Here is a 25,647-nt window from a genome sequence, read left to right on the forward strand (position 1 = left end):
AGACCTGTCATTTGGTTCAGTGCGGTTCAAATAGTTTGGAATATTGGCCAGTTTTAACAGCCATTTCTCCCAACAACCATGAACCCGGAATGCTCAAATGTCCAGTATCAAAGTATAACGGTGTCGTCCCATTATAGGGCGAACATATTTTGCCGTTACAAAGCAAAGCATTGAAGTCGGTATATTCAACGTTTGGAATGCTCTCAGCGATCATTTTGACTTTCTCATTGTAGATCGTCGTTCCGGGATTTGTTATTACAGAAACGGCAATACAGTCGGTGCCGAGCTTCAAGGCTCGTTCACGACAACGCCGATCATATCCTGGAAACCGGACTGCTTGACCCAGTACCGTTACCTTTTTTCCTCGGGCTGACAAAGACTGAAGCGTCTCTTTGATTTGCGCTTGAAAGTCTGGAGAAAAATTATCGTACTGTGCCCAAGATGAGGCAATTATGATGTGGTCATATTTATCAAGTAACGGTTTGACTATTTCTGACGATATCTTGCAGGTACGCTTGAAAAAATCATTTGCAAACCTTGATGGATCATTGATGAGCGGTGGACATGCGGAGTGTTCTATATTCCTGAATGAAACACCTTTGCTTTTGGCAAGGGCACCCAAAACCCCGACATAATGAGCAGCATTGGAGTCTCCCCAGAGCAGTATTTTGGGCTTGGCTGGTCCGTTGATTACGCACCTTACGTCATTTAAATCCTGAGGGCGCAATTGAGAACGCTGGCAGACATAATCATACTCGTTTGCAGGTTTGCTCTCTTCCGCAAGCCGAGCAAGGTTTGTCGCGTAGTTGGCCGGTGAAAAGAGCGGAATAATGCCTTTGAAAGCGATAATCACTAAACAGCCCGCAGTTAAAATGACCGCCGGTATCGCAAAAAACCGTCCAAAAACCTTTTGGAATGAATCACTGGAGTGTCGAAATGGGGTTTCAATTGTGAAGTATGAGATTGTTGACAGAACAATCATGGCTACGAATGCCAAAGTGGCGCTCAAAAAATCTAGTTCTATATAGCTGTAGCGCATGAACGCTAAAACTGGCCAATGCCAAAGGTACAGAGAATAAGAAATATTACCGATCCATCTTGCCGGCGTTATAGAGAACGCATCGGCCAAGAGGTTTTTTCTGGACCCCGATAAAATTATCAGAAATGCGCCTAGCGTGACGGGAACCGCATTAAGCCCTGGGAAGGCGGTATTGCCGTCAAGTAACCACGCGCTTCCCGCAACAAGGCTCAAGCCCACTAGGCCAATTATCAGAAACATTGAGTGCGATAAGCGGTTGATCAAAGTGGACTGCAATACGAACACTGCAGCACCACCAGCTGCTAACTGAAACATTCTGGATGGAAGCATATAGTAAGCAAAGGAGAATTCTCCGTGAGCCAGAAGAATTTGCCCAATACCAATGCTGGCGACGATCAAAAGAACCAAACCGGGAATGATGGATCGGGGCCACTTCACCAAGGCGAGCAGTAAAGCTGGCCAAATAAAGTAAAACTGCTCTTCCACACCAAGCGACCACAAATGAAGTAGCGGTGTCAGGCGGCTATCACTGGCGAAGTAGCTGGTGTCCAAAAAATACGTGAAGTAGATATTTGCAGCAGAAAACGCAGAAAATAACGTAGACCACGATAGCGACGTCAGATCGTCGGGTAGAAGGATTAGTGTGCCAGCAACCAACGTCACCGATGTTACGAAGAACATGACAGGAAGAATTCTTCTTATTCTGCGGCGATAAAATTCGATGTAGCTGAACGTTCCTCCAGCTAGATCTTTAAGTATTCTTTGCGTGATAACGAACCCGGATATGACAAAGAATATGTCTACTCCGACAAAGCCGCCTGGAATCAAATTCTCATTGATATGGAAAATGACCACGAACAATACAGCAAGCGCCCGTAGTCCATCGATATCCTTGCGGTAATACGCCGATGGTTCAGCATTCATATCGATAATACTCTATGATCAAGCAGGCGGTGCATAAGAAAAGCGGCACCTAAAATCGGAATGAGTGGTCACATTTTTTCGCATGCAAAGGAAAATTGACCGCAGTACATCAGCTTTCGAAAGTTGATGAGATCAACTGAAAGACCCTCTTGTTTCGCTTGATTCTCAATTTCAATATTGATTGGCGACTCTTCTGCGAACCATTTGTTGTATTCGGGGGCATTTTTATTGAGGGATCTTTGAATTAGCGTGATCCCATCGATTGCCGGACGCACTTCAATCATATTCAACCCGGCATCGCTGCATATAGTCTTGAAACCATACACCGTATAATTCCATACACTGTAGCTGTGATACGGTTCCAGCTGTGACGTCTGCGCGATAAACAGTCCCTCAGGTGTCAGTACCCGGCAAATTTCCTTGAGAACTTTCTCGGGATGGCGAACATGTTCAAAAACCTGATTGCTGAAAACCAGATCAAAATGATTGTCAGGGAAAGGCAGCGTGACCCCATCATAGGTCACAAACTGCGGGCCACTCCTGTTGCGGCTGGCAACCTCAGGGCTGATTTCTATATCAACGCCGGTCCAACTGGCGGCAGGGGCTTTGCTTGAAAAAACGTCAATCGAATTTCCTGCACCACAGCCGAAGTCCAGAATTGTCTTTGGCCAATGTGCACGCTGTTGGTTGTAGGTATCGAAAATTTGTATGGCACGTGTCTGGCGACAATGGTCGCGAGGAATACAGTCTTTGAGAAAGTTATATACCATTGATGATCCGTGTTTCGACTGCCGGTGTTAATCAGGAACTAGTAGGCGGACATTTTTCTTTTGGCTTCTGCGACCATATCCTGACTGCACCAGTCTTGTAATATTTCATAGTGCTTCTTGGTAAGTGTTCGCCAATCCAATTCGAGAGCAAGTTCTCTGCGCTTCTCACTCGCTTGGACATCCGAAGAATTTATTGAATCGTTGATGGCATTAACCCACTCTTCGCTTGAAGCAGCATTTCGAAGCACGGGGGACTCAATACTAACCGCGTCCATCGGTGAGGAAATTACAGGCTTTCCTGTCGCGAAATACTCCCACAGTTTGAGCGGGTTTACAGCGTGCATCGCGTCATTCACGACAAAAGGAATGACCAGTGCATCGTAACGATTGACTGCGGCCGCTCCAAACTCTCGATTAACGCGGCCAGTGAAGATCGTGTTGGGAAGGTTTTCCAATCTTGATACCGCTGTCTGTATATGGGTAAGACGTGCGCGTTCAATCTGACCGTGGAAATAGAAATCTATTTCCGGCAATTGAGCGCAAACCTCAGCCATTAGCTGCCAATCAAAAAAATCACTAAGATTGCCTAGATACCCGACAGATTTTCTCAGATTGTTGCCGGTTGGTTCATTAACTCGCCATTTGTCAAACGCGTCGAAATTTACACCGTTGCTGACGAGGCTATATGATCGGCAATGCTTCTGTTTTCGATCAAGCAGCGGTTCAGATGTAAAGAAAACGTGGCGGGCATTGGCCAGCGTTTGGGGCTCTAGCTGAATCATCGCGGGTATCAGCGCACCGCTGGAAAAATCTCGCGTATATTCGTCATAGACTTCATAAATGTATTCCGCCGTCGCGGGGAGATTCTTCACTTGATCTGGTTTGTATATCCAGTGAAGCACATTTGAATTATTGCCAAAAATTGCTTTAACCGCCGCCTCTGATATATCCGCGATGGACCCGCCTTTACGGAGAACATCTGCGACTTTAACTCCCTCGGGGAAACCGCCCGTCAGAAGCCGCATTCTGTAACTGTTGTCTGTAAGTTGAATAGGCGACAGCGCTGCGAATTGCTCTAACTCTTCTTGAGGGCAGATTCCCCGCTCAAGCAATGTCTTGAAGTGATTGCCATGTTCGATAATGAGAAAATCGCAGGTTTCTTTTGCATTCGCTGCAAAGGCCTCAATCATCTCTCGGCGATGAAACATATCCCATGAATCAATGCACCAAAAAACAACGACATTTCGCACGCTCGTTGCCTTATGCGCAATCGACTTAGTTTTGGGCAGAAAGAGTTCGGTCCATTTATTTACAACGACGTCAACATCATATCTTCCGTGAATGAGAGCTTTTCCCTGTTGTGACAGCTTTGAATGCATGGAAGAGCGCCGCAGCCTGTCGATGTAAGCGGCAGCTTCTGCTGCGTTCTCAACAACAGGTACTGTCGGGTAAATTTCCTTTGCCCCATCCCACGACCAGATCACGGGCGCTGATCCGGACGACATTCCCTCTGCAACAGCCATATGAAAGCTTTCAAAATCAGACGGAGACAGGATGAAACCGATTTTTTCCAGCCAGCTTTGGACATCGTTTCCTTGCGGATCAAAGACGACGCGATGCCGAAGTGGGGATGAGTTTATCTTTTCGTAAACGTCGCTGTAGAACTCTCGCTCTTTGGTACGGGCCCACAGCCATTCAATATTTTGAGGTTGTTTGCCTTTGACGTGTAATGAATATCTGTCGTCAATCTCCGACAAGATCTCAAGTGTTTCAAATGCCAGATCCAATCGTTTGCGGCTTGGGGCCGAACCTATTAGTCCAAGATTGAACTCAGCGCCACCCCGTTTGTTCTTGTCATATTTTTTCTGATCTACAAAATTTCCTATGACCATGGTTTTTAAAGGAGGGATGGCGAACTTGCGAATGCACTCCTGTCGGATGTGTTCTCCAACAAAAACAACCATGTCCACATTGTCGTAGTCAATTTTCGACGGATATTCGGTATCTCGTTCTTGCAGATGAAATCTTATTACCAAGCGCTGATCAGGTCTTTTATGCTCTGCGCAAAATACAGCATTTCCGAGCGACCATTCCGCAAGAATGATATCAGCCCATTTCATCAATTCGAGAGTCTGGCGTTCATCATGCGAATTGTGGCCTGGCCAATAATCCTCGCGGAACTCGAATTGCCCGGTTTTCTCAAGATCAGCCTGTAGCGGGTGCCAAAATTTCTGATCGTGTCCGGCTACCAGCACGCGATATTTCTTGCTGCCATTTTGCATTATATTGGATCTCTCAAATAAACTCGCGAGATATCAGGCTCTCAAGCTTGTCTTTATGGATTGACCATCCATCGCGAATAAAGTTTGCTGAATCAATAGCAAAGCTTTGGTACCCGGACTTTAACATGACATCTGTCATGACAGTTGCGTTTAGTTCGGCAAATTCTAATTGCTTGCTGAAAAGAAGCTCAGATGGAAGCATCCACGCATCGGATTCCAAAGATACATTATAGCTATAACTATCTTCGGATGATTGCGGTTTTCCAATCAGGGAAGGTTCCACATAGTACGTGGCAAGATAAAGATCCTGAAGATAATGCGGTCCGCAAATACCGGTTGCCGGGACCGACAAGAGGTGGGTGTGATGGTTCTCTGCCACCAGTTGCGCAAGCCGTTTCCAGATGTTGGGTTCGTCGCGTATTATCGTGGTGTCGTTTTTGCTCTCTGTCGCAATGTCATTTGAAAGCGAGAAAATCACCAGTCTTTTCTTACCCGAAGAAAATTGCTGTTTGGCGAAGTTCGTCTGAATTCGATCTGCTTCATTTTGATTTGAAGCAATACCAAACGCTAATATATCGGGCTGCTCGATCACTTTTGATTGGACACCGATTGCGTCAAGAATCGACTGGCTCCGATGGCTGGACGTGTGTTTGGATAGCGCCACACGAATGCCTTGTATGCTTCGGCGTCTCCATTCATTGGAGTCTGTCAGAAGGGTTTTGATTGCCTCGTTGCCTTCTTCCTTGGATTTTACCAGCCACACCAGATCGCCGAACATTTCTGCGATGCCGACCGATGGAGTGCTTACGATTGGAGTGCCGGTCGCAAGCAGTTCAAAAACGCGACGCGAGAACATCGTTCGCGAATCGACCACTGAATTCACATTCAGAAAGACGCTGTATTTTCCGTATGCTTGGCACATTTCGTCGTAGGGGAGGGATCCGCGTATATTGGCGCGAAAACGCTCCGGGAATGCGAAATCAGGAGACGTTGCCCCTGCACGGTCGTAGATATCCAGATCGAAATTTTGCGCAGCATCAAGCAGATCTTCCTGCTCTCTTCTACGATCGGCGAAGCGATTGGCATAATAGCTTCCGGCAAACGCGACGCGGCCGTTTCGTTTTGCTGACCCTTTTGGATTATGCAGTGTTGGCTCACAGGCGAACGGCAGGACGGAAACAGACTTCACCCCGAGTTCTTTGTATTTCTCAGTGGCTTCCACAGCGGTGGTTAGCACTACGTCGAAGTTTTTTGCCGCCGATTTGAAGTTCTCGAAATGAACAGGATCTTCTTTGTTCCAGAACACTGTAGGCAATCCGCGGCTTTTGAAGCCAGCAACCATTTCGGCAAACTCATTTCCCGGAGGATTTGCGTAATGGGCAACACGGTATTGCCAGCTACCCTCGTTCCCCTGCCATGACGATTCAGCAAGCAAAAATGAGGGCTTGTCTCTTTCGAGCAAGGCTTCCCAGTTATCGGGCCTCGGCTCTACCAAATTGAATGAAGGAGCAAAACAACTCCTGCTGAATTTATCCAGAACGGACATGGCTGTGACGCGCGCGTGAGTGGGCGGCAATGGCCAACCAAGAGCCGCGATATCTACCTCAACCTCTCTGACTACAGGGCCTGATGACGTTGAAGAAGACTTTTGATTGGGAGCTGACAATGCGCCCACAGACGGCTTTTTCGAGGCATTGAGCGCCGAAGGCTTCGTGCGGTTTCTTCTTCTAGCGACTGCCTTGGCAATTTCTTTTGGGAGGCGAAGCAAGCCTGCCGGACTACGGGCTTTAACGATAGCCTGGCCCAATGAAAAGGAGAAAGACTCTTCCAGTGCGCTGCTATGCTGTTTCAGGTCGCGCAATTGGCGCTCCAGGGTTTCCTGCAGCGCTTTCGCTTTGGCCCGCTCATTTGCCAGAGTTTTCTCTAATGCGCCCTTTTGCGATGTGATCTGTTCGAGCGCGTCGCGTGTAGTGTCTATGCGTTCGGCAAGTTCAGTGTTTTCTTCAATGGTTTTTTTGAGCGAACTGTCGAAAACTGCATTGGAGCGTTCAAGGCTCTGTTTCTCAGTGGTTGTTTGTTTCAATAAAGCGTTGAGGTCTGCAACGATCACGTCACGTTCATGCTCGAGCTGAGCGCGGTTTTTCGTGATCTCCTCCTGCTTTTTCTTGATCTCTTCCTGCAAAATGGCAGCAGATTGTGCCTTCAGATCATGGATCTGCTGGTTTAACTTGCTCACATTACCGTTAAGCACATTGATCTGATCGACCAATTTACGTTCGATTGAAAAGAATGCCTTCTCGCTCTCCCGAGTTTGATTGGCATCGAGAGCAAGTCCATTGGCGCTTGCTTTGCCCTGCCTCTTCACGCCAACGATGCCAAGCCATTTTCCAAAGAACTTGATTTCGACGACGTCAAAATACTTGGCGATAAGCTCGAACGGTCCCGTCAGATAGAATGTCTGCTTGTGGTCGTGAAAATCATTAATTCCGAACGGAACGGAGACAACGATTCTACCGCTATCGGTCAGTAAGTGAGCTGCCCGGGCGATAAACTGATCCGGGTGGATCAGATGTTCCAATACCTCTCCCAAAACAACGGTTTCGAAAGGCGCGTCAAATTCAAGGGTGAGAAAGTCGGCGCAGATGAACTTTACATTCTTCTGCACAGCAGCCGATTCTGTTTTGAGGAAGCTGTTGGCCTGTTTGATCGAGACCTGATTGACATCAACACCGACGACTGACTTGTTTTCGCGTCCAAGCAGGATCGGACCTATGCCTTGACTACATCCGACATCAAGAATGCGACTTCCAGATGCATTAGAAGCCAGCCAGTGAACCCTTTCCTTCGTGGAACGCATAAAGTCTGGACCCAGTGATCCGTTATACGCTTCGGTAATCCGATCGCTCGTGTCGGGCATGCTGATGCCGCTTTGACCAGCAACTGGTTTTTTTTCACTCATGAACTTGGCTCGCACGTAGGATTAACAGAATTGTTGGCTTCAATGGAAAGAATGATCCAAAGGGAATTTTCTTGCAGATAGCTGCTCTCTTCACCGGCACTCATGCGGCTGCAGCGCGTGAATCTAGAAAAGCACTTTCCCAAGCTGCATCATCACCGGTCCAGACCGTGTGCGCTGGAAAATGATACAATCTACCGATGTGAGGTTGGAATCCCGCGGATGGAAGTTCACTTCCCCAAACATACTTAAATTCAGTTTGAGGATAATGTTTCGATAGTGTTTCGCTTATTTCTTTTTGCTGACCGGGAAGATTTTCCAGGGGTTCGGAAAAAAAGTGGCGTACCACGAATATCTTTTCCCCGGATGAGAAAATGGCTCTCATACGCTCGGCCCGACGAAGATACTTCGTTCGCACTGCTTCGATCTGCTCATTGACCAAGTGTATGTCGCGTTCAATGATGCCCTTAAAGTCGTGAGGATAAAAGTTTAATCCTGTCCCCAAATCTGTGAGATACTTACCCACCTGCGGAAACGCGACACCTTTTCGGAACAGTGTTTCTTCAACGTCCAGCCCCAGGGTTTCCACCAGTTTAGCGTGTGGGCTAACCACCCAGTCATAGAAAAGGCTTTCTTGTTGCAGGTTGATCCGCTTCAATTGATGCGAAACCACGCATGCGGTACCAATACTCACAAACATGACGGCCTTCTCAAGTCAAAGTTGTATTAAGTTGCATGAGGATCGATAACGCACAAGTTCGCGCGTCGCAAGTTAACTGATATGCTGATGATGCAACACGTAGCGGTAAACACGCAACGGAATGAGGATTTTCAAGTCCATTCCGAGAATAGCTTTTTCACCGCGCTGACAAAATGAGTTTCTGTGTATTGATCTTCGATCATCTTCCGGCCAATGGCAGAGCCAGCATAGAACCGGTCAAGGGTCATGTGCGAAATATATTCTACGATTTCTGCCTTGGAATCGAAAATCATGTTGTCAGGATAGATGTATTCACAACCGTCCCATCTGAGAACAACGCTCTGCCCTCCGCCTGCATAGCCATCCAGGACCGCAAGGTGAAAGCTTTCAAAACCCGGGAAGAGATTATGTGAATCGCTGACTGACAGGACAAAGCCAATCTTGCGCTCTTTAAGTTCTCTTGGCAGGTCGCATCTACCTCGAAAAAGCACCGCGTCAGACAAATTATGTTTTTTTATAAAAGTTTGACAATCTTCATAATAAGCCATCTCAACCGGATCACGCGTGATCCATGTAAATGTTTCCGGACCATGCCCATAAACGTCCAACTCGTATCGCGAGTCTTTTTCACGAAGCTGCTTCAATATCTCCAAGGCATTTTTGAAGCCTTTTCTTGCTGGTACAATGCCAATCATGGCCAGCTTGAAAAGGCGCTCTTCAGTAGGGTTTTCATCTTCGGGACCCAGATTTGAATAATTCGGTATTAAACGAGCTTTCGAGCGTGGAATAGAAGGAAATCGCTCGAGCAAACGCTCGAAAAACAAAACTGATACGCTAATGATGGCGTTGACATTTTCGATCTGCAACATGGACCCAAAATCGCGGGTCAGTTCCATGCGATGCATTCGAATTACCAGCTTTTGGTCTGGGCGTTTATTTTCTGAGTACCATACCGCGTTACCGAGCAACCATTCACACCAGATAAATTCCGCCCATTCCAACAGCTCCCAACTTTTCCCACGATTATGGTGATCATGACCTTCCCATTCGTCGATGCGAATATCAAAATGTTTACTCAGAGAATTGATTGCCGGCGTTATAAACTTCAAATCCTGACCGGCCACCACCATCCGAGGGCGGCAAAGCTTGTTGAAGGCATCAAAATCGCGCTTCAATGCCGCTTGTAAAATTTCTGTTGTGCGATTGCTGTGAATGAATGGTCTGACTGTGGCCCAGACCAAGTTTATAAAGTCGGAGAACCGCTCAAAAATGCTTTTATCGACATCGCCGCGATTATGGAAAATCAGCGCGTTGATTGCAGCCTTCAAGCTTATATGAAGGCGCAGCTTATAATAACTGAGCGAAAGCTGTCTGAGTTTGAGTTCGACTTCCTGCCAGACAAACAAATGATCTTTCAGTTCGCGTGCACCATAAAGCTGTGTGCTTGATGGTACGTTTGATGCTTTTTTATGGTATATGAAAGTGGCGTGATCCACGTATTCGATGATGTCTGCTGCACATAAGATTTCAATAAGAAAGAGTGTGTCTTCACTCATTCTTATGTCTTCTGGCCATTCGATCTGATGCGTCTCGAGTAGTGATTTTCTGATAAGACTGACTGTAGTTGTGCTCTGATCAACAAGCATTCTTTGGATGCGGTCAACCTTGGACAGATTTTTTGTCCAAGATGATATTTTATTCATTTCGCGACGGGTTCGACCGTCTTCTGCGATCAGATATCCGCGGACCAGAGAGGCATTTGTCGCTTGAGCGTGCTCATAATGAACGCTCAACGTATCCGGCAGGATTTCATCATCGCAATCAAGGTAAATGATGTATCGTCCGCTAGCCTGTTTGGTTCCAAAATTTCGTGGGCGGGATGGTGATCCGCTATTGGTTTCTAACCGCACCACACTCCAATTGGATTGTGTACTGCATTCTGCGATAAGAAGTTCATAGGTTCCATCGGTCGAGCAGTCATCGACGAAGATCACTTCGTATGCGTCTTGCGGGAATTCAATTCGCCGCAGCGAACCAAGGCACCGATCAATTTTACCGCGTGCGTTGAAGCATGGAATAACAATTGAAACGCTTAATTCTGTTGTTTGCTCATACATTTAGAACGGAACTCACAATCAGGTCATCACCGGAATTCAACCAAGGCCCGAAGGAGACCGCTCGGCCCAAGAGGGGATGTCCGTTTTCAACTTCGGTTAAACTATATTTATTGATCTCATTCGCGGGTGACAGCAGTTGGTGACTGGCATATTCAAGATGTAAAAGTGCGCGTTTGAGCCAGTCGTTTCGAGGGAAATTGTCCGGCATTACCACCAGTAGGTTGCGGGTCTCTATCAGATCATACGAAGCGCTACGATAACGAGGTGTGAATGATCTGGCCGTTACTGTAACGCCAAAGCGATTGAAGTCTTGATAGTATGAGGCAATTTGATCATCAGGAATAGCATCTGAAAGCAGAAGCAGGAGACGCGTCTCTGGCACTGTCGTCTGTTGTACGGAGAAAAAGTCCAACGCCGCCTGTGCGTCTGCACGATTAGCTATAGTACAGATGATAGTGGTTGAGTTGTCTTCCTTCTTGAAGGGAATTCCTGCCTTTTCAAGCATGTATTCCCAGCGCTGCTTATAGGTATGCTTGCTAAGAACAAGCGTCAGCGCTTTCTCGCGCAATTCATCAATTTGCAAGTCTGACAAGGACCCAAGTCGATCAGGTTCGCGATCAAGAAATACAACACAGTCTCCAAACATCCTCTCCATGCCGACCGAGTAATTGGACAGAACGAGCGTGTTGCTCGACATGAGTTCAAAAACCCGGCGTGCAAACATTGTGGTGGACGTCGTAACCGTATTGAAATTGAGCCCATATCGACTTGATTTATATACTTCTGCCAGCTTCTCGTGAGGAATTGGTGGATTCAAATAATCACGATATCGCTCGGGGAAATGGTGATTAGTGTCATCCTCTCCAAAATATCGATCATAAATCTTCAACGTCTGCTGATCGCTCAGCAGGCCGTCAAAAATTTGCTCCATTAATTGTGAGCGTTCCTTGTGCACGGCGTACCAGCTACCTGCAAATACAATGTCGGAGGATCGCTTTGAAGCAGGTTCTATAGGGTTGAACAGCCGAGGTTGCGTAGCAAATGGCAGCGCGTAAACATTCTTGCAGCCGTGATCCCGCCGGTAATCCTCAACACATTCTTCAGCAGTCGTGAAAACAAAGTCAAACAGCTTGGCTGTCTCGATAAAATTGTGAACCTTGTCCGAATAATGGGCCGGGTCTTCCTTGTTCCAAAATATTGTTGGTATCCGGTTGGCGCTGCAATAAGCGAGAACGTCCAGCAGAACATGGCGGTTCTCGTTCTTGAAGTTAACACTGGAGTAGATTCTTCCTTTCCAGGGGCGGCGTACTGAATCCTTGCCTGACCAAGCGGATTCGCAGAAAAATATTTGCGGTTTTTGTTTTTCGAACAGCTCCCGCCAGTTGTCCGGTTCAATAGGTATGGATTGAAATTCACCCTCGAAACTTCCGTGGGAAAACTCATCCAGTATTGTTGCAACGCGAAGTTCTGAGGCTAGTGACAGGCTGCTTGTCTCAGCCTGATAGGAACGTTTTTTACCATAGGTCGCTCGTCCCCGGCGGTTCATCTTACGCCAGCCGGACAGTAACATGAGAGCGTATTTTTCGCCGTAGGGGACTAACTTTATTGCTCGAATTGCATACTCTCTTGCTACCTTGCTGAAGGGGCGGGGAGAGCCAGATGTCATGACTCTTGATTGCTGCACAGGCAGGTTTTTATAACGGCGCAGGGCTGTCCATAGTTGTTTGACGACTGGCATTGCTTTCCGAACCCTTGCAACATAGAAAATTCTATTAAGGTGTCTGTATAGAATGACTTTATCTGTCAATAGCTTGGCGGATTTCACCATCTGCGGTTTGACCAGGCTGGCGTAAGATCATGGTATCCGGCTTTTAAGCGGACGCAACTTTGAAGATATTGAAGAGAGAAATTGCATTTTGTTAACAGCTGTGATTATCGGTGCCCATCCTTGGAACGATACACCCTATGGCCTGCACCACATTGCCCGCGCTTTGGTTCGGCTGGGCTGGGAAGTCCTTTACGTGGAGCCGGCTTTTTCACCACTTCACATTGCTTTAGGTCGCCGGCGCGGGCGGCTTGCCTCGAAAAGGGTTCGTTCCTCAGGAGAACGGGGAATTTCTCTGCTAAGTCCGTTTTCGCTCATTCCGCATGCCAATCTGCCACTTCTGCGCTCCAATATAGCCTTGCAGCTCAGCAGATTGGTGTGGCCATCCTTGCCCAGAGCCTTAAAAGGAACAGCTTTTCAAAGCCCGGATTTGGTTCTGTGTGGGTCCCCGTCGCTGATCAAGGCGGCGATGAACGTTCAAGCAAAAACTTCGGCGTATAGACTCGCAGATGACAGCAGGCTTTTTGATGTTCTCACACCTGCCATGCGCAAGGAGGAGAAAGAGTCCCTATCTGGTTTTGACGCTGTGCTGATCACGTCTCCCAAACTTGAGGAAACTGCCCGCAATGCCGGTGCCCGTAAAGTGGTCTTTGTGTCAAACGGTGTCGATATTGACCATTTCCGTACAAAAACCTCCATACCATCGGACATGCCATCCCAAGGACCCTGCATCCTCTATGCTGGAGCGATCGAAGCCTGGTTTGACTGGAGGATAATCGCTCACGCGGCTATGTCGCGGCCGCAATACCAGTATGTTATCGTTGGAAAAGTAGCGGTACAGCCCGAGTTCAATCTTCCCGACAATGTTTTTGAATTGGGGCAAAAGCCGTACGCAACAATGCCCGGCTATATGCAAGCTGCAACGGTGGGAATAATTCCGTTCACATCCGCAAAAAGTATGGACGCCATAAATGCCATAAACCCTATCAAGCTTTATGAGTATCTGGCCGCAGGCCTGCCCGTTGTGACCTCCATACCTGTGCCTCATATGCAGGAAGCTGCGGTAATTTTTTACAACTCTCCCGAAGCATTTATCGAGAAGATTGACGAGGCAATAGAGCTTCGCCGCGGAGCGCACAATATAGCGCCACCACAAGAATATGAGTGGGTTTCCATCGTCTCAACAATGCTTCAATCTTTGGGCGTATGAAGCTGGTCACGAGGCGCAGTGACTTTGATCAGAATTATAGGCTTGAATAGCCTATGCGATAACTTCGTCCACAGGACCCAGTTTGAGGATGCGGCCATGTTCAAGGTGCAAAATCCTGTTGCATGTCTGCTTTAACAAACTGTGGTTGTGGGAAGCGATAACCATAATTCCGGCATCCTCAACCAGATTTAACATCCGATCTTTGGCCTTTTTCTGGAAGTCCGTATCACCGGCACCAATCCATTCATCAAGGAGCAATATCTCCGGTGTGACAGCCGTGGCGATAGAGAATGCCAGACGCGCAGCCATGCCCTGAGAATAGCTTTTATAGGGCATATCGATAAAATCACCCAATTCACTGAACTCGATAATTTCATCCATTCTTTCCGCGATGAGCTTGGAGCTCCAACCATTTATCAATCCGCGTAGAACGATGTTTCGCCGGCCTGTTGCTTCCGGGCGGAAGCCCAATCCTATGTTGAAGAGGGCATCAACGCGCCCCTCGACGGTCAGGCGACCGGCTGTCGGCTGGTATATCTGTGCCAAGACCATGAGAAGGGTGGATTTTCCGGCACCATTAGCGCCGATCAGGCCCAATCGATCACCAGGTTCCAGAGTGAAGGAGAGATCGTTCAGCGCACGTAATTTGGGTTGTTTGCGGCTGAAAACAAAATCTCCGCCAACGGTACTCTGTGGAAGCGGTATCTCGCCCTTTCGCTTGAAGCCGGGAATTATTCGCCGCTTTTTATGCATGCGATATTCCAGCGAAAGGTTCTCAGCGATTATGGATGATTTCACTTTGCAGATATCCTACAGCCAGAAAACAATATGGCGCCGGGTTGCTGCAAAGATAAGCACAGCAACAGCCCAGATGGACCCCGTCATAATCAAGCACTCCAGCCAATTATCCCAAGGAATGCGACCCTCAAGGATGGGGATGCGGAATATCTCGATATAGCTGGTAAACGGATTATATCTGGCGATAATCTCACGATGCGTACCGGGGGCTGCCGTCCAAATTACGGGCGTGAGAAAGAAAACGGAACGCATAACGTTTTCGATGATCTGTTTTACGTCTCTCGTATAGGCACCCAACGAGCCGAGCAGCAATTGCACAGGTATTGCAGTAAAAATGAAAAACCCGATTGCGGGCAGAGCTGCGAGAGCAACCCAACTGGATGGGTAACCACTCCATATCAGAAACCCGATTCCACCCAACGCTGCAAAACCATCAAGCATGAGGTTTCTGGCCATGACATGGTACGTAAACAACGAAAGCGGGAGTTTACTGCCTTTTATATAGGAAACCTGCGATGTGAAAACAGTTACGCCTTGGTTCACGATCGGCGAGATAAAGTTCCATGCAAGAAGCCCTGTAACGAGATGGGCAATATACAGTTTGTTTGGCAGGCTCGCGCCCAAACCAAATACCAGGACTATGGAAATCGTGTAGAACGAGAAAGAAAATACCGCCCAGAGCACACCTATGCTGGTATGGCGATATGCGTCCAGTACGTCTTCTTTTGCCAGAGCGAGCCAAAGCCGGTAGTGCCGCGCTCCGGCAACAATATCTTGCAGAGCTATTCCAACAAGCGTTGCAAGCCCATTAGCGGGCGGCACCTCTTTGGCAGAGGTCAAATTATTCAACGACTGTTCCAATAATCAATCCATCTATCACTAGGGCTGTGCTGGTTGCGCTTCTAGCCATCCGTGTTGAGGTGCATATAGCGGCTGTCATAGTTTCGGTCAACGCGATGACAGCCGGGTGCGACAACTTCATGTTGCAATTGCAGCTTCAGCGCTCAGGTCTTTCCAAATATGACGCGTCCTGTAAGTCTTGATAGGAATGCAACGGGGGCAAGCAGAAATGCTTCCAACAGTGCAGCACCGCCGTGAAAACCGTTACGAGCGCGTAAATAGGCACTGGCTTTTTCATAGGCAAGCGCTTGTTTAAACATGCGTTTTTCCGCCCCCTCATAAAAAGGCATATGCCGCTCCGTCAGTGTTGTTATTGCTGCTAACCTGCGATCCAGATCAGCTGCACGAGTAGAAGAAGAGATATCAGCGATCAGTTGGCCACAATGGCCTATGGGGGATGTACGAAGTGCCCGCAACAACAGGTCCCAGTCCTCATAAACCCGCAGATTTTTGTCATAGCCGCCAATAGCGGTGAACTGACTCTTGTTCACCATCAAAGTACTTCCTGCAGCGAAGATACGTCCGCAAAGAAGTTGCCGACGGACGTCCCCCGGTAATTGGTCGTGCAGTACTTTAACGTGTGCGGAGTTTTCACGCCGTTCAAACGAGTAGTCGCCCACGCACCCGAAGAAATCAGAATGCCCCGAAAGAAACGCTGCCTGCACTGCGATTCTGTTCGGACGGCAAATGTCATCAGCATCCATGAACGCGATGAGTGAATTGTTTGACTGCTTTACACCATTGTTGCGCGCTTCAGATGGTCCCTGATTTTGCGAATGTCTTATAAGTTGGACAGGCAGATCGCTCGACGCATTGAGGTCAGGATGATCGGTACTCGCGTCATCGATGACAATTATCTCGTCGCCAATTATCAACTCCGGCCGCAGTGAATCAAGACATCGAATCAGGTCAACTCGTTGGTTGAAATACGGGATCACGATGGAAACCCGTTGTCTTTGAACACTGGATGTTTCCGTTGGGCTCAATTGGAAGTACTCGCGGTCAGGCGTCGGTAAACATTGAGTGTCTTTTCCACCACGACCTGATCGGTGAACTTCTCTTCAACCCGCTTCCTAGCAGCTTCTCCAAGAGAAAGCCTGAGGGACGGATCCAGGATTAATGTCTCCAAAGCTTCTACCAAGCGCTCCTGATCGTTCAGCGGGACAAGAAACCCTGTTTTGCCATCAATAACGATTTCACGGCAGCCGGGAGCGTCCGTAGTAACGATGGCGCAGCCGCATGCTGCAGCTTCCAGCAAGACTTTGGGAAGGCCTTCCCGGTAATGGGATGGTAGGCAGAAAACATCTGCGGAAGCCAGAATTTTTGCCATTTCGTCCGAATGGCCCCACCACTCAATAAATCCTGCCTGTCCCCAAGTGGTTAACTGGCTTTCAGGTATGGAAGTCGGATTGCCTGCATCGGGCGCTCCAACAAGCACAAATCGTGCATTCATACCCTTGGCCTTTATTCGTTTTGCAGCGTCGACGAAACGCTCAATACCTTTTTCGTACAGCATGCGGGATGCAAGCATAATAACCGGCTGAGTACTGTGCTTTTCGCCCACAGAAAAAATCTGCGTGTCGACGCCGGCTCCCTCAATCAGCACCATGGAGATTTCGGGGGCCAGTTTTCGCGCAGCCAGTTCCTGAAGGTCATCCTTATTCTCGAGAACGGTGACGCTGTTCTTCTGGTGGAAAATTTTTGTCAGCAATGTTTTGAAGACAGGTCGCAACAGTGAAGCTTTCCAGCTGCTGGAAGAAAAGACAAACCCCATCCCCACAGGTGCATTGACGATACGTTTAACGCCTGCAAGATAAGATGCAGCACCGCCGACGATAATCGGCTTCATTGCAATGTGATGTACAATATCCGGTTTCTCCCGGCGATAAATCGCTGCAAGTTTGAGAATTTCGGACAACATTGCAATCGGATTGATGCTGGAGCGCCCTAAACTCAAGGGTATTACACTAATGTTTTCTTTGCGGATTTTTTCTGCAGCCTTGTCTTCGCGGGTCACAACGACGACTTCGTACCCGTCAGCTTGAGCAGCTTTTGCCCGCACAAGAAAGTGCGAGCAAAAAAACCAATCCTCAGTGATGAGAAAAACAAGCTTTCGCGCCGACAATCATCTGCCCCCATTTTGAAACAATAAGCTGCAGTACGGAGCTATTGGTTTAGCTCCTCAATTGAAGTCAGGCTTTGGTTGCCAGATGCCGACAGTGTCGATGACGATACGCCGAAGCAACGTGTCGCGACGAATCTGCTTGAATGCATTGTGCCCAACCAGCAAGACGATGATATCTGCTTCGGCCAACGCTTGATCGATTGACGTCATGACTACATTCTTTTGTCCGGCGAGGCTTTTCGGCAAGGCGTCTATGTGCGGCTCAACCACGAGAAGCTTGACATCATCATTGGCAAGCGACTTCACGATGTGAACTGCCGGACTCTCACGAAGATCATCAATATCAGGTTTGTAAGCGAGCCCCAGACAGGCAACCACGGGACGCTTGAAACGTTCCATCTGACTTCTCACCTGCACAAGTACAGATTCTGGCTTGTCGTCATTGACCTGCCGCGCCGCGGCCATCAATGCTGTTTTTTCCGGAGCCGCTGAGATCAGGAACCACGGGTCAACTGCAATACAATGTCCGCCGACGCCTGGACCGGGGGACAATATGTTGACGCGCGGATGCCTGTTGGCAAGGGCAATCGCCTCCCACACATTCATCTGCATGTGTTCGCACAAAACCGACAGCTCGTTGGCAAATGCGATGTTGACGTCGCGGTAGGCGTTCTCCATCAACTTGACCAATTCCGCCGTAGGCGCCCGTGTCTTCAACAGTGCTCCACGGACGAAAAGTTTGTAGAGTTCTACCGCTCGCGTTCCACAGGTTTCGCTCACGCCACCGATTATGCGATCATTCTCGACCAGTTCGAAAACCATGCGACCCGGGAGGATGCGCTCCGGGCAATAGGCGACACTGATATCGCCACTTTTGTTTTCGTTCGGAAGATTCAAGTCTGGGCGCTCTTCCGCAATCCACTCGCACACTTTTTGCGTTGTGCCGATTGGGCTCGTCGATTCCAGCACAATCAAATCGCCTGCTTTCAGCACCTTGGCGATCGATCTTGAAGCAGTTTCTATATAGCTGAGATCGGCGGATTTATCTTCAAGGAAGGGGGTGGGCACCGCGAGGATGAACGCATCTGCTGGCTCTGGCGTCATTACTGCACGGAGTTTGCCCGTGCTGACAGCAGCTTCCAACAAGATGTCGAGATCAGGCTCCGAGAAATGCGCCTTGCCATCATTCAACTTGGTAACGACGCGCTCGCTTACGTCAACTCCGATGACGCTGACGCCACGTGTAGCGAAGGTTGCTGCGGTTGGCAGCCCGATATAACCGAGACCGACAATGGAGATTGTTTTGAAAGGGATGCTAGAGTTCATACTTACTCCGATTGCGATTGGACAAGAATGTCCCCAATCTGTTGTGATGTAGTGCCATCGCCGAAGGGATTTGGAATCGAAGCGATCTTTTCTCGCTCGGATGGATTGTCGAGGAAATGCTTGGCCAATTCACGAATGCGAACAGCATTTGTTCCTACCAACTGGCCAATGCCCACATCGATAACTTCACTGCGCTCTGTCGATTCACGCATGATAATCAGCGGGATACCAAAGGTTGGGGCTTCTTCCTGAATGCCGCCGGAATCCGTCAGAACCAGATAAGAGCGCCTGAGCAGATCGACCATCTGGGGGTAGGGCAGTGGATCGATCAGTTCAACGTTGGCGACACCTTGAAAAACCGTATGGGCCAGTTCCAGCACATTCGGATTGCGATGCACGGGATATACAAAACGCACGTCAGGATATTGCCGCGCTATATCGGCAATTGCTCCCAAAGCTTCATTCATGGCATTGCCGAAATTCTCGCGGCGGTGTGCCGTGATCAAAACGACCTTTTGATCAGAAGCCTCTTTTGCTTCTACTCTGTCAGCTGTCCACTGCAGCGCATCCACTACGGTGTTGCCTACAAGATGAATGGTCCCTGGAACGCGTTCCTTTTCAAGCACGTCCACTGCGCGTTGAGTCGGGGCAAAATGCCATGTAGCGAGGCGGCCGATGAGTGATCGGTTACCTTCTTCAGGGAACGGAGAATATATATCGCCTGTCCGCAATCCGGCCTCAATATGAGCTACGGGTATCTTGCGGTGATAGCCCGCAAGCGCTCCAGCCAATGCTGTCGATGTGTCACCTTGTACAATGACAAGATCAGGTTTTTCGGACTCTAAAACGTCGTCCAAGGCCAATTGGGCTCTTGCCAGTAGGCCCTGAGGGGTTTGACCGGGTTGCATCAGTGACAGGTCATACGAGGGGGTGATCTCAAACCAATCGAAAAGCGGTGCAATCATCTCACGATGCTGTCCCGTTGATATGAGTATGACCTCGACGCCTGGTATTTCGCGCAAATAACGATGAAGCATCGCTATTTTAATAACCTCTGGCCGTGTTCCGCAAACAATTGCAAACTTCATGTATTCATCCACTCTGCCGCCGTATGCGACGGCTTATGGCAGAAATTACCGCAAAAACACAACCCTCTATGGTAACTAGTGGCTCAGAATGGTGTGATTGGCTCTGATCGTTTGAGATAATGAGCGGTTAACGGGCATGCATTTCATAAGAAGCGCACATTTTTTTACAATCGTTTCATTTATCGGCTGTTTGTAAATTGCGCCGGATAAAACTCTGCGTTGACCCATTTTTTTAAAGTTTTCGGCATGCAGCATAAATGCCTTTAAAATGTCCTAATGCCCGTAGATTTGTGAATCGTCTGTCATTGCGCCCACGTGCATTAGGTTGACGTCGTTGCAACCTTTCTGGATTGGGATCGTTGCAATAACGTTCTGATCTATCGCTGAGTTCGCGGACGGGACAACCCGGCACCTTGTGTCGGTCAGGGTTTTAGTAAGGAGAGAAGCATGAACAAGACTCTTGCAATGGCGTTTGCCGTAGGGTCGCTGGCAATGGCCGGAACAACAATGGCTCAAGCAGCCGACTTGCAACAGCAACAGACATTCGAAGAGCAAGATGTGCGCAATGGCGTACGGATTGGCTATCTCGATTGCTCAATCGCTGGTGGTGTAGGCTATGTGCTCGGCTCCGCCAAAGAAGTTAGTTGCGAGTTCCGGTCAACAATGGGCGGAGAGCGTGTTGACACCTATTCAGGTGCGATCAGGAAGCTTGGTGTAGACCTTGGCTTTACGACGCGCAGCCGTTTGATTTGGGCCGTTTTCGCTCCAACAGCGGGCTATCATCATGGTTCTCTGAGCGGCCTGTATCGTGGCGCTACAGCTGAAGCAACTGTGGGCGCCGGTATTGGTACCAATGTCCTGTTTGGCGGCACATCGGGTTCGATCCACCTTCAGGCGGTTAGCGTCACAGGTCAGATTGGTCTGAATGTTGCTGCTACCGGAACATCGATGACACTGGCATCGGTCAACTAATCCAGTAACTGACCCCACCTGCTTGGTGGGCGGGGTCAGTAACCCTTCAAGGCGCACGGCTGGCCGAATCGTTGCAATTGTGAGCATGTTCCATTGCGTTACGGAACACCTTATCACTGCCAGCGAGGCCGGTTTGAAATTCCAGATTCTTTTCCCTCTTTTTCTGTCTGCTCTACTTTTGTCAGTCCCCAAAGTGGCGCTGGCGCAGTGGACTGCCGTCGAAAAAATCGATGCTTATGCCATAGCTGGTAAATCGGGGGCATCACTCTATGCGTCAATCGGCGAAAGAGGGCCGCAGCTGGGTGGAAGAGTCCGAACCATTGCGCATACCAATTTTAAACTGACATGGACGCGAAAGTATGAGCGTCAGGCGGACAATGCCTGCAAGCTGGTTGTCGCGCGGCCAAAATTGATAATTACGTACACGCTTCCGAAGCCGTCAGAGCGTCTACCCGAAGACGTGAGCAAGAGTTGGGATGTCTTTATCACAGGAGTAAAGAACCACGAGTTGGTACATGGCCAGATGATCAAAGACATGGTGCAGGCAATAGAGGCATCTACTCTCGGTTTATCTGTGCCAGAAGATCCCGGTTGCCAGAAAATCCGATCTGAAATGCAAACCCGGCTTTCAGCGCTCTCAATGCAACAGCGGCAGAAAAGCCGTGATTTCGATCGAGACGAAATGAGTGGTGGTGGCAACATTCAGCAACTGATCCTCAAACTGGTAAACGGACCCTGATCTGCCGGTACCAAGCCATTTTTGATAGGAAGCACAGGTGCTTTATTGAGAAAGCTATCCGGATGGTGGCCGGATAGCTTCTTTGAAGATCAGTAAATATCAAAAGGGAAATACTTGGAGACAATCTTTTTGTGCGTCCCGTTCGCGACGATCGCATCAATTGCTCTGTTGAAGCGTTCTCGGAGCACGTCATCGCCCTTGCGGATACCAATGCCCGCTTCCGTTTCAGTGCCCGGAACGTCACCCAACATCTTGCAGCACTCCTTCCCGGCATTGTTGAGCCAATCGACCACTACAAACTTGTCCGAGATGAGCGCATCAATGCGGCCGTTTGTCATGTCCGCTGCGGCCTCATCCTGAGTTGGATAAAGCTTTACGTTAACGTCGGCCTTTCCATACACATCGGTGGCGTAGTTGGCCTGCGTTGTGCCTGCCTGAGCGCCGACGGTTTTACCTTTCATGTCCGCAACAGTCACACCTGGAAGTGCGCTGTCATTTGGAACAACTACAGCCAGTGGTGTAGTGTAATATTTGTTGGTGAAATCGATCTGCTTCTTGCGATCTTCTGTGATGCTCATCGAAGCGATGATTGCGTCATACTTTTTGGCAATCAATCCTGGAATTATTCCATCCCAATCTTGCGCAACGATTGTACAATTTGCCTTCATCTCTTCACAAAGAGCATTCGCCATATCAACATCCAGACCCGCCAATGTGCCATCGGCGTTCAATGTATTGAACGGAGGATAAGCACCTTCGGTAGCGATACGTATGGGAGCGTCCTGAGCGCTTGCAGCCGTCGTTAGCGTTGCTATGGCGGCAGTTATTATAAGTAACTTATTCATGTTCCATCCTCTTTTTTTGGCGAAGATCAAGTTCCGCAAAACCAGAGTAGATGAACAGAGAAAATTGCGAAGCTGTTTTTTACATTTTGTCTGTTCTGCGCAGCGACGACAGATCATACCATCAGCCGCTATTTAGAAACCAGACGCATGATGGTTTCAACATTGAAGTCCAGCCGCTTTTCCAAGGCTTCGGGCGCCATCAAGTTTTGCTCGTAAAGGATTGACCCCGTGAAACGGTTCGTAAGATAGTAATAGCCAATAGCCGCTATCGTTATGTTGAGTTGGACAGGATCAACACCTTCGCGAAACGTTCCTTCCTCTACACCGCGATTGAGAATTCCCTCCACCATGGAGACAAGGCGTCGGCTTGGAACGTGGATGACGTTCGATTTCTTGAGATGCTTGGCCTTGTGCAGGTTCTCACTATTAACCAGCGTTAGAAACTCCGGATTGGATAAATAGTATTTCCATGTAAAGCGTACGAAGGTTTCAAGTGCGGTTCTGGCATCCAGATGGCCCAGTTCCAATTTTTGCTCTGCCTGCCGGATATCGGTATAGGCGTCCTCGAGTACTCTTTGAAACAGCGTCTCTTTACTCTCAAAGTAATGATAAATCATACGCTTGTTGGCCGATGCACGCTCTGCAATCACGTCCACGCGCGCGCCACCCAAACCATTTTTTGCAAACTCTTTCTTGGCTGCTTCCAAAATCCGTTTTTGGGTAGCCTCGGCATCCCGCAGGCGAGGTTTTGCTTTTTCTGGCGTGGCCATGGCGGTTCCCCTATTTGCATGATCCCGCCCGCACCTATGGCAGGGAAGCTTCGAGTCGTTTCAGATTACCTCAGGAAGGCTGGCAATACATAGCAAAGCCTGATCGTTCAAATTGAGTCCCATATCGCACAATAGCGTCGCCTGTTCTTCGTGACTGCATTGACTTTGTGGTATTAACAAGTAACTAAATGGTTACATAATTATCAGGAGGAGGCAATGTACCTTACAGAAGGTCACAAGCAGGTCCAGGACATGGCGCGGCAATTTGCAGAGAATGTCATTCGACCAGTTGCAGAGTCGCTGGACCATGAGGAACGCTTCCCAGTAGAAATTTACGAACAGATGGGCCAGCTGGGGCTGTTTGGCATATGCGTTCCAGAGGCAATGGGAGGTCCGGGTTTTGACACACTCGCCTATTCGGTTGTGATGGAGGAACTCTCTCGCGGATATGCATCCATCGCCGATCAATGCGGTTTGGTCGAGTTGATTACCACGCTGCTGGTCAGGCACGGTACGGACGAGCAACGCGCTCATTGGCTTTCTTCCTGTATGGCCGGAAAGACGAAAGTGGCTTACTGCATTACAGAGCCGGAAGCCGGTACTGATGTATCGGGCATCCGCACGACTGCTGAATGGGATGGTTCCGGCTGGAAATTGAACGGCGGCAAGATATGGATCCACAATGCCCCCGTCGCAGATGTTGGTTTTGTCCTTGCAAGAACGGATAAGGCGGCTGGTCACAAGGGAATGAGTATCTTCATTGTCGATCTGCATGCCAAGGGCGTGGAGCGCGGGCCGAAAGAACACAAAATGGGCCAGCGGGCCAGCCAGGTCGGCGCGCTAAATTTTACCGATGTCATTTTGCCGCCCGAGGCGCTTTTGGGTGAGGAGGGCAGGGGCTTCCACATGATGATGAGCGTTCTTGACAAAGGGCGTGTGGGGATCGCTTCACTTGCTGTTGGCATAGGACAGGCCGGACTCGAAGCTGCTCTCGACTATGCCCAACAACGCAAGCAGTTTGGTTCGAAAATCAGTGATTTTCAGGGAGTCCAGTGGTTATTGGCTGATATGGCGAAGGATATCGAAGCTTCGCGACTTCTGGTGCACAGTGCTGCGATAAAGATTGATCGCGGTGAGAACGCAACGAAAGCGTGCTCTATGGCAAAATGCTTTGCAGGCGATATGGCTGTCGCGAGGACAGCGGATGCCGTGCAGATTTTCGGAGGCAGCGGTTATATTCGTGGTTTCGAAGTCGAGCGGCTTTATCGCGATGCAAAGATCACGCAGATTTATGAAGGCACGAACCAGATACAACGCATGATCATCGCGCGCGAACTGGTGAAGCACGGGGCACGGGGATGAGCTTGAAGAATAGACATGCGGCTTTCATAACGGGTTCAAGCCGGGGGATTGGCTTGGCGACGGCGCTGTGCTTGGCGAATAAAGGCTTTGATATTGCGTTGAACGCTCCTGTTGATGATGTAGAGCTTGATATAGCCCTGAAGGCAGTGCAAGCCACTGGGGCCAACGCAATAAAAATCGTGGGCGATGTGAGTATCATCAAACTGCACGATGAGATGCTGGAGCGCGCAGAGTCCGGCATCGGTCCGCTATCAACGTTAGTGAACAATGCCGGAGTGTCAGTTTTATCACGCGGCGATTTGCTGGACGTTACCGAAGAGAGTTACGACCGTTGCATGGCGGTCAATGCCAAGGCTCATTTTTTCATGAACCAGGCTTTTGCCAGAAGGCTGCTTTCTCGCGACCGAAATGATGAACGGTTCTATAGTATTATCAATGTGACCTCATCCAATGCGCTAGCTGTAGCAGTTCAGCGCGGCGAATATTGCGCATCAAAAGCTGCCGCCGCCATGACCTCCAAGGTTTTTGCCGTTCGTCTCGGCAGCGAAGAGATCTCAGTATACGATGTTCAGCCTGGTGTTATTGAAACCGATATGACGAAAACAGTGCGGGATATGTATCAACGTCGTATCGACGATGAGGGACTGACGCTTTTGCCAAGGTTCGGCAAGCCGGAAGATGTCGGCCGGATTATCACTACGCTCGCTACAGGCGAACTTCCTTACACCACAGGTCAGATCATCTCTGCCGATGCCGGCATGCTCGTCTCGCGGTTCTAAGGAAATGTCATGGATGTCCAGCTTCCTGATACGGCAGTTTTTCTGTCGCTGTTGTTGAAAAGAAAGCCGACCGAGACAAATTCGTTCTCGCATCACTTCAAGCTTGTCACTTATGGTGTC

20 protein-coding genes are annotated in these 25,647 nt (G+C 48.9%); 5 read left to right on the forward strand and 15 right to left on the reverse strand.

Annotated features, from left to right (window positions below; translation table 11 throughout):
* Positions 1 to 16: 16 nt before the first annotated feature.
* The 7 genes from PMI41_RS14685 to PMI41_RS24305 all read right to left on the reverse strand — a co-directional run bounded on the left by PMI41_RS14685 (position 17) and on the right by PMI41_RS24305 (position 12,526).
* Positions 17 to 1,963, reverse strand: coding sequence for an acyltransferase family protein (locus PMI41_RS14685; protein WP_008126113.1), 1,947 nt, complete (start codon positions 1,961 to 1,963; stop codon positions 17 to 19).
* A gap of 68 nt (positions 1,964 to 2,031) precedes the next feature.
* Complete coding sequence (locus PMI41_RS14690) at positions 2,032 to 2,733, reverse strand: class I SAM-dependent methyltransferase (protein ID WP_008126115.1); 702 nt, start codon at positions 2,731 to 2,733, stop codon at positions 2,032 to 2,034.
* Between the two features lie 38 nt (positions 2,734 to 2,771).
* Positions 2,772 to 5,015: a glycosyltransferase gene (locus tag PMI41_RS24295; protein ID WP_008126116.1), complete on the reverse strand. Its 2,244-nt coding sequence runs from the start codon at positions 5,013 to 5,015 to the stop codon at positions 2,772 to 2,774.
* A 13-nt stretch (positions 5,016 to 5,028) separates the two neighbouring features.
* On the reverse strand, positions 5,029 to 7,284 hold the full coding sequence (locus PMI41_RS24300) for a glycosyltransferase (RefSeq protein ID WP_244423946.1): 2,256 nt from the start codon (positions 7,282 to 7,284) through the stop codon (positions 5,029 to 5,031).
* Between the two features lie 790 nt (positions 7,285 to 8,074).
* Positions 8,075 to 8,671 (reverse strand): DUF1796 family putative cysteine peptidase, encoded by a 597-nt coding sequence (locus tag PMI41_RS14705; RefSeq protein WP_008126122.1) that lies wholly within the window; start codon positions 8,669 to 8,671, stop codon positions 8,075 to 8,077.
* A gap of 131 nt (positions 8,672 to 8,802) precedes the next feature.
* On the reverse strand, positions 8,803 to 10,788 hold the full coding sequence (locus tag PMI41_RS14710) for a glycosyltransferase (protein WP_008126124.1): 1,986 nt from the start codon (positions 10,786 to 10,788) through the stop codon (positions 8,803 to 8,805).
* Positions 10,781 to 12,526, reverse strand: a complete 1,746-nt coding sequence (locus PMI41_RS24305; RefSeq protein ID WP_008126126.1) for a DUF3880 domain-containing protein — start codon at positions 12,524 to 12,526, stop codon at positions 10,781 to 10,783. The genes PMI41_RS14710 and PMI41_RS24305 overlap by 8 nt, the downstream gene beginning before the upstream one ends.
* Positions 12,527 to 12,704: 178 nt before the next feature.
* Between PMI41_RS24305 and PMI41_RS14720 the strand changes: the two genes are divergently transcribed.
* Positions 12,705 to 13,823, forward strand: a complete 1,119-nt coding sequence (locus PMI41_RS14720) for a glycosyltransferase (protein ID WP_008126129.1) — start codon at positions 12,705 to 12,707, stop codon at positions 13,821 to 13,823.
* A 51-nt stretch (positions 13,824 to 13,874) separates the two neighbouring features.
* On the opposite strand, the gene PMI41_RS14725 is transcribed toward PMI41_RS14720, so the two are convergent.
* The 6 genes from PMI41_RS14725 to wecB all read right to left on the reverse strand — a co-directional run bounded on the left by PMI41_RS14725 (position 13,875) and on the right by wecB (position 20,060).
* Positions 13,875 to 14,621, reverse strand: a complete 747-nt coding sequence (locus tag PMI41_RS14725; protein ID WP_008126131.1) for an ABC transporter ATP-binding protein — start codon at positions 14,619 to 14,621, stop codon at positions 13,875 to 13,877.
* 12 nt (positions 14,622 to 14,633) lie between these two features.
* Complete coding sequence (locus tag PMI41_RS14730; protein WP_040854981.1) at positions 14,634 to 15,470, reverse strand: ABC transporter permease; 837 nt, start codon at positions 15,468 to 15,470, stop codon at positions 14,634 to 14,636.
* A gap of 155 nt (positions 15,471 to 15,625) precedes the next feature.
* A complete protein-coding gene (locus tag PMI41_RS14735) occupies positions 15,626 to 16,507 on the reverse strand; it encodes a glycosyltransferase family 2 protein (protein ID WP_008126136.1) in 882 nt (293 codons plus the stop codon).
* Entirely contained in the window at positions 16,504 to 17,646 is a 1,143-nt protein-coding gene (locus PMI41_RS14740) for a glycosyltransferase family 4 protein (RefSeq protein WP_008126138.1), read from the reverse strand. The genes PMI41_RS14735 and PMI41_RS14740 overlap by 4 nt, the downstream gene beginning before the upstream one ends.
* A gap of 57 nt (positions 17,647 to 17,703) precedes the next feature.
* Complete coding sequence (gene wecC / locus PMI41_RS14745; RefSeq protein ID WP_008126140.1) at positions 17,704 to 18,972, reverse strand: UDP-N-acetyl-D-mannosamine dehydrogenase; 1,269 nt, start codon at positions 18,970 to 18,972, stop codon at positions 17,704 to 17,706.
* 2 nt (positions 18,973 to 18,974) lie between these two features.
* Positions 18,975 to 20,060, reverse strand: a complete 1,086-nt coding sequence (gene wecB / locus PMI41_RS14750; protein ID WP_008126141.1) for a UDP-N-acetylglucosamine 2-epimerase (non-hydrolyzing) — start codon at positions 20,058 to 20,060, stop codon at positions 18,975 to 18,977.
* A gap of 447 nt (positions 20,061 to 20,507) precedes the next feature.
* On the opposite strand from wecB, the gene PMI41_RS14755 reads away from it, so the two are divergent.
* Positions 20,508 to 21,032: a DUF992 domain-containing protein gene (locus PMI41_RS14755; RefSeq protein ID WP_008126142.1), complete on the forward strand. Its 525-nt coding sequence runs from the start codon at positions 20,508 to 20,510 to the stop codon at positions 21,030 to 21,032.
* Positions 21,033 to 21,117: 85 nt separating this feature from the next.
* Positions 21,118 to 21,771, forward strand: a complete 654-nt coding sequence (locus PMI41_RS14760; protein ID WP_008126143.1) for a DUF922 domain-containing protein — start codon at positions 21,118 to 21,120, stop codon at positions 21,769 to 21,771.
* Between the two features lie 89 nt (positions 21,772 to 21,860).
* Here the strand turns inward: PMI41_RS14760 and PMI41_RS14765 are convergent, their stop codons facing one another.
* Both PMI41_RS14765 and PMI41_RS14770 read right to left on the reverse strand, forming a co-directional pair.
* Positions 21,861 to 22,616: an ABC transporter substrate-binding protein gene (locus tag PMI41_RS14765; RefSeq protein ID WP_008126144.1), complete on the reverse strand. Its 756-nt coding sequence runs from the start codon at positions 22,614 to 22,616 to the stop codon at positions 21,861 to 21,863.
* A gap of 128 nt (positions 22,617 to 22,744) precedes the next feature.
* Positions 22,745 to 23,386, reverse strand: coding sequence for a TetR/AcrR family transcriptional regulator (locus PMI41_RS14770; protein WP_008126145.1), 642 nt, complete (start codon positions 23,384 to 23,386; stop codon positions 22,745 to 22,747).
* Between the two features lie 216 nt (positions 23,387 to 23,602).
* On the opposite strand from PMI41_RS14770, the gene PMI41_RS14775 reads away from it, so the two are divergent.
* On the forward strand, positions 23,603 to 24,748 hold the full coding sequence (locus PMI41_RS14775) for an acyl-CoA dehydrogenase family protein (RefSeq protein WP_008126146.1): 1,146 nt from the start codon (positions 23,603 to 23,605) through the stop codon (positions 24,746 to 24,748).
* On the forward strand, positions 24,745 to 25,527 hold the full coding sequence (locus tag PMI41_RS14780) for a 3-ketoacyl-ACP reductase (protein ID WP_008126147.1): 783 nt from the start codon (positions 24,745 to 24,747) through the stop codon (positions 25,525 to 25,527). The genes PMI41_RS14775 and PMI41_RS14780 overlap by 4 nt, the downstream gene beginning before the upstream one ends.
* Positions 25,528 to 25,647 lie beyond the last annotated feature (120 nt).

Origin of the sequence: Phyllobacterium sp. YR531 (assembly GCF_000282595.1) — a bacterium.
Classification (GTDB): Bacteria; Pseudomonadota; Alphaproteobacteria; order Rhizobiales; family Rhizobiaceae; genus Phyllobacterium.

What these genes read in the sequence shown, in the direction of transcription:
- PMI41_RS14685 (WP_008126113.1), bottom strand. Translation starts at nt 1,963, where the DNA reads ATGAATGCTGAACCATCGGCGTATTACCGCAAGGATATCGATGGACTA.
- PMI41_RS14690 (WP_008126115.1), bottom strand. Translation starts at nt 2,733, where the DNA reads ATGGTATATAACTTTCTCAAAGACTGTATTCCTCGCGACCATTGTCGC.
- PMI41_RS24295 (WP_008126116.1), bottom strand. Translation starts at nt 5,015, where the DNA reads ATGCAAAATGGCAGCAAGAAATATCGCGTGCTGGTAGCCGGACACGAT.
- PMI41_RS14705 (WP_008126122.1), bottom strand. Translation starts at nt 8,671, where the DNA reads ATGTTTGTGAGTATTGGTACCGCATGCGTGGTTTCGCATCAATTGAAG.
- PMI41_RS14710 (WP_008126124.1), bottom strand. Translation starts at nt 10,788, where the DNA reads ATGTATGAGCAAACAACAGAATTAAGCGTTTCAATTGTTATTCCATGC.
- PMI41_RS24305 (WP_008126126.1), bottom strand. Translation starts at nt 12,526, where the DNA reads ATGCCAGTCGTCAAACAACTATGGACAGCCCTGCGCCGTTATAAAAAC.
- wecC (WP_008126140.1), bottom strand. Translation starts at nt 18,972, where the DNA reads ATGAACTCTAGCATCCCTTTCAAAACAATCTCCATTGTCGGTCTCGGT.
- wecB (WP_008126141.1), bottom strand. Translation starts at nt 20,060, where the DNA reads ATGAAGTTTGCAATTGTTTGCGGAACACGGCCAGAGGTTATTAAAATA.
- PMI41_RS14755 (WP_008126142.1), top strand. Translation starts at nt 20,508, where the DNA reads ATGAACAAGACTCTTGCAATGGCGTTTGCCGTAGGGTCGCTGGCAATG.
- PMI41_RS14760 (WP_008126143.1), top strand. Translation starts at nt 21,118, where the DNA reads ATGTTCCATTGCGTTACGGAACACCTTATCACTGCCAGCGAGGCCGGT.
- PMI41_RS14765 (WP_008126144.1), bottom strand. Translation starts at nt 22,616, where the DNA reads ATGAATAAGTTACTTATAATAACTGCCGCCATAGCAACGCTAACGACG.
- PMI41_RS14770 (WP_008126145.1), bottom strand. Translation starts at nt 23,386, where the DNA reads ATGGCCACGCCAGAAAAAGCAAAACCTCGCCTGCGGGATGCCGAGGCT.
- PMI41_RS14775 (WP_008126146.1), top strand. Translation starts at nt 23,603, where the DNA reads ATGTACCTTACAGAAGGTCACAAGCAGGTCCAGGACATGGCGCGGCAA.
- PMI41_RS14780 (WP_008126147.1), top strand. Translation starts at nt 24,745, where the DNA reads ATGAGCTTGAAGAATAGACATGCGGCTTTCATAACGGGTTCAAGCCGG.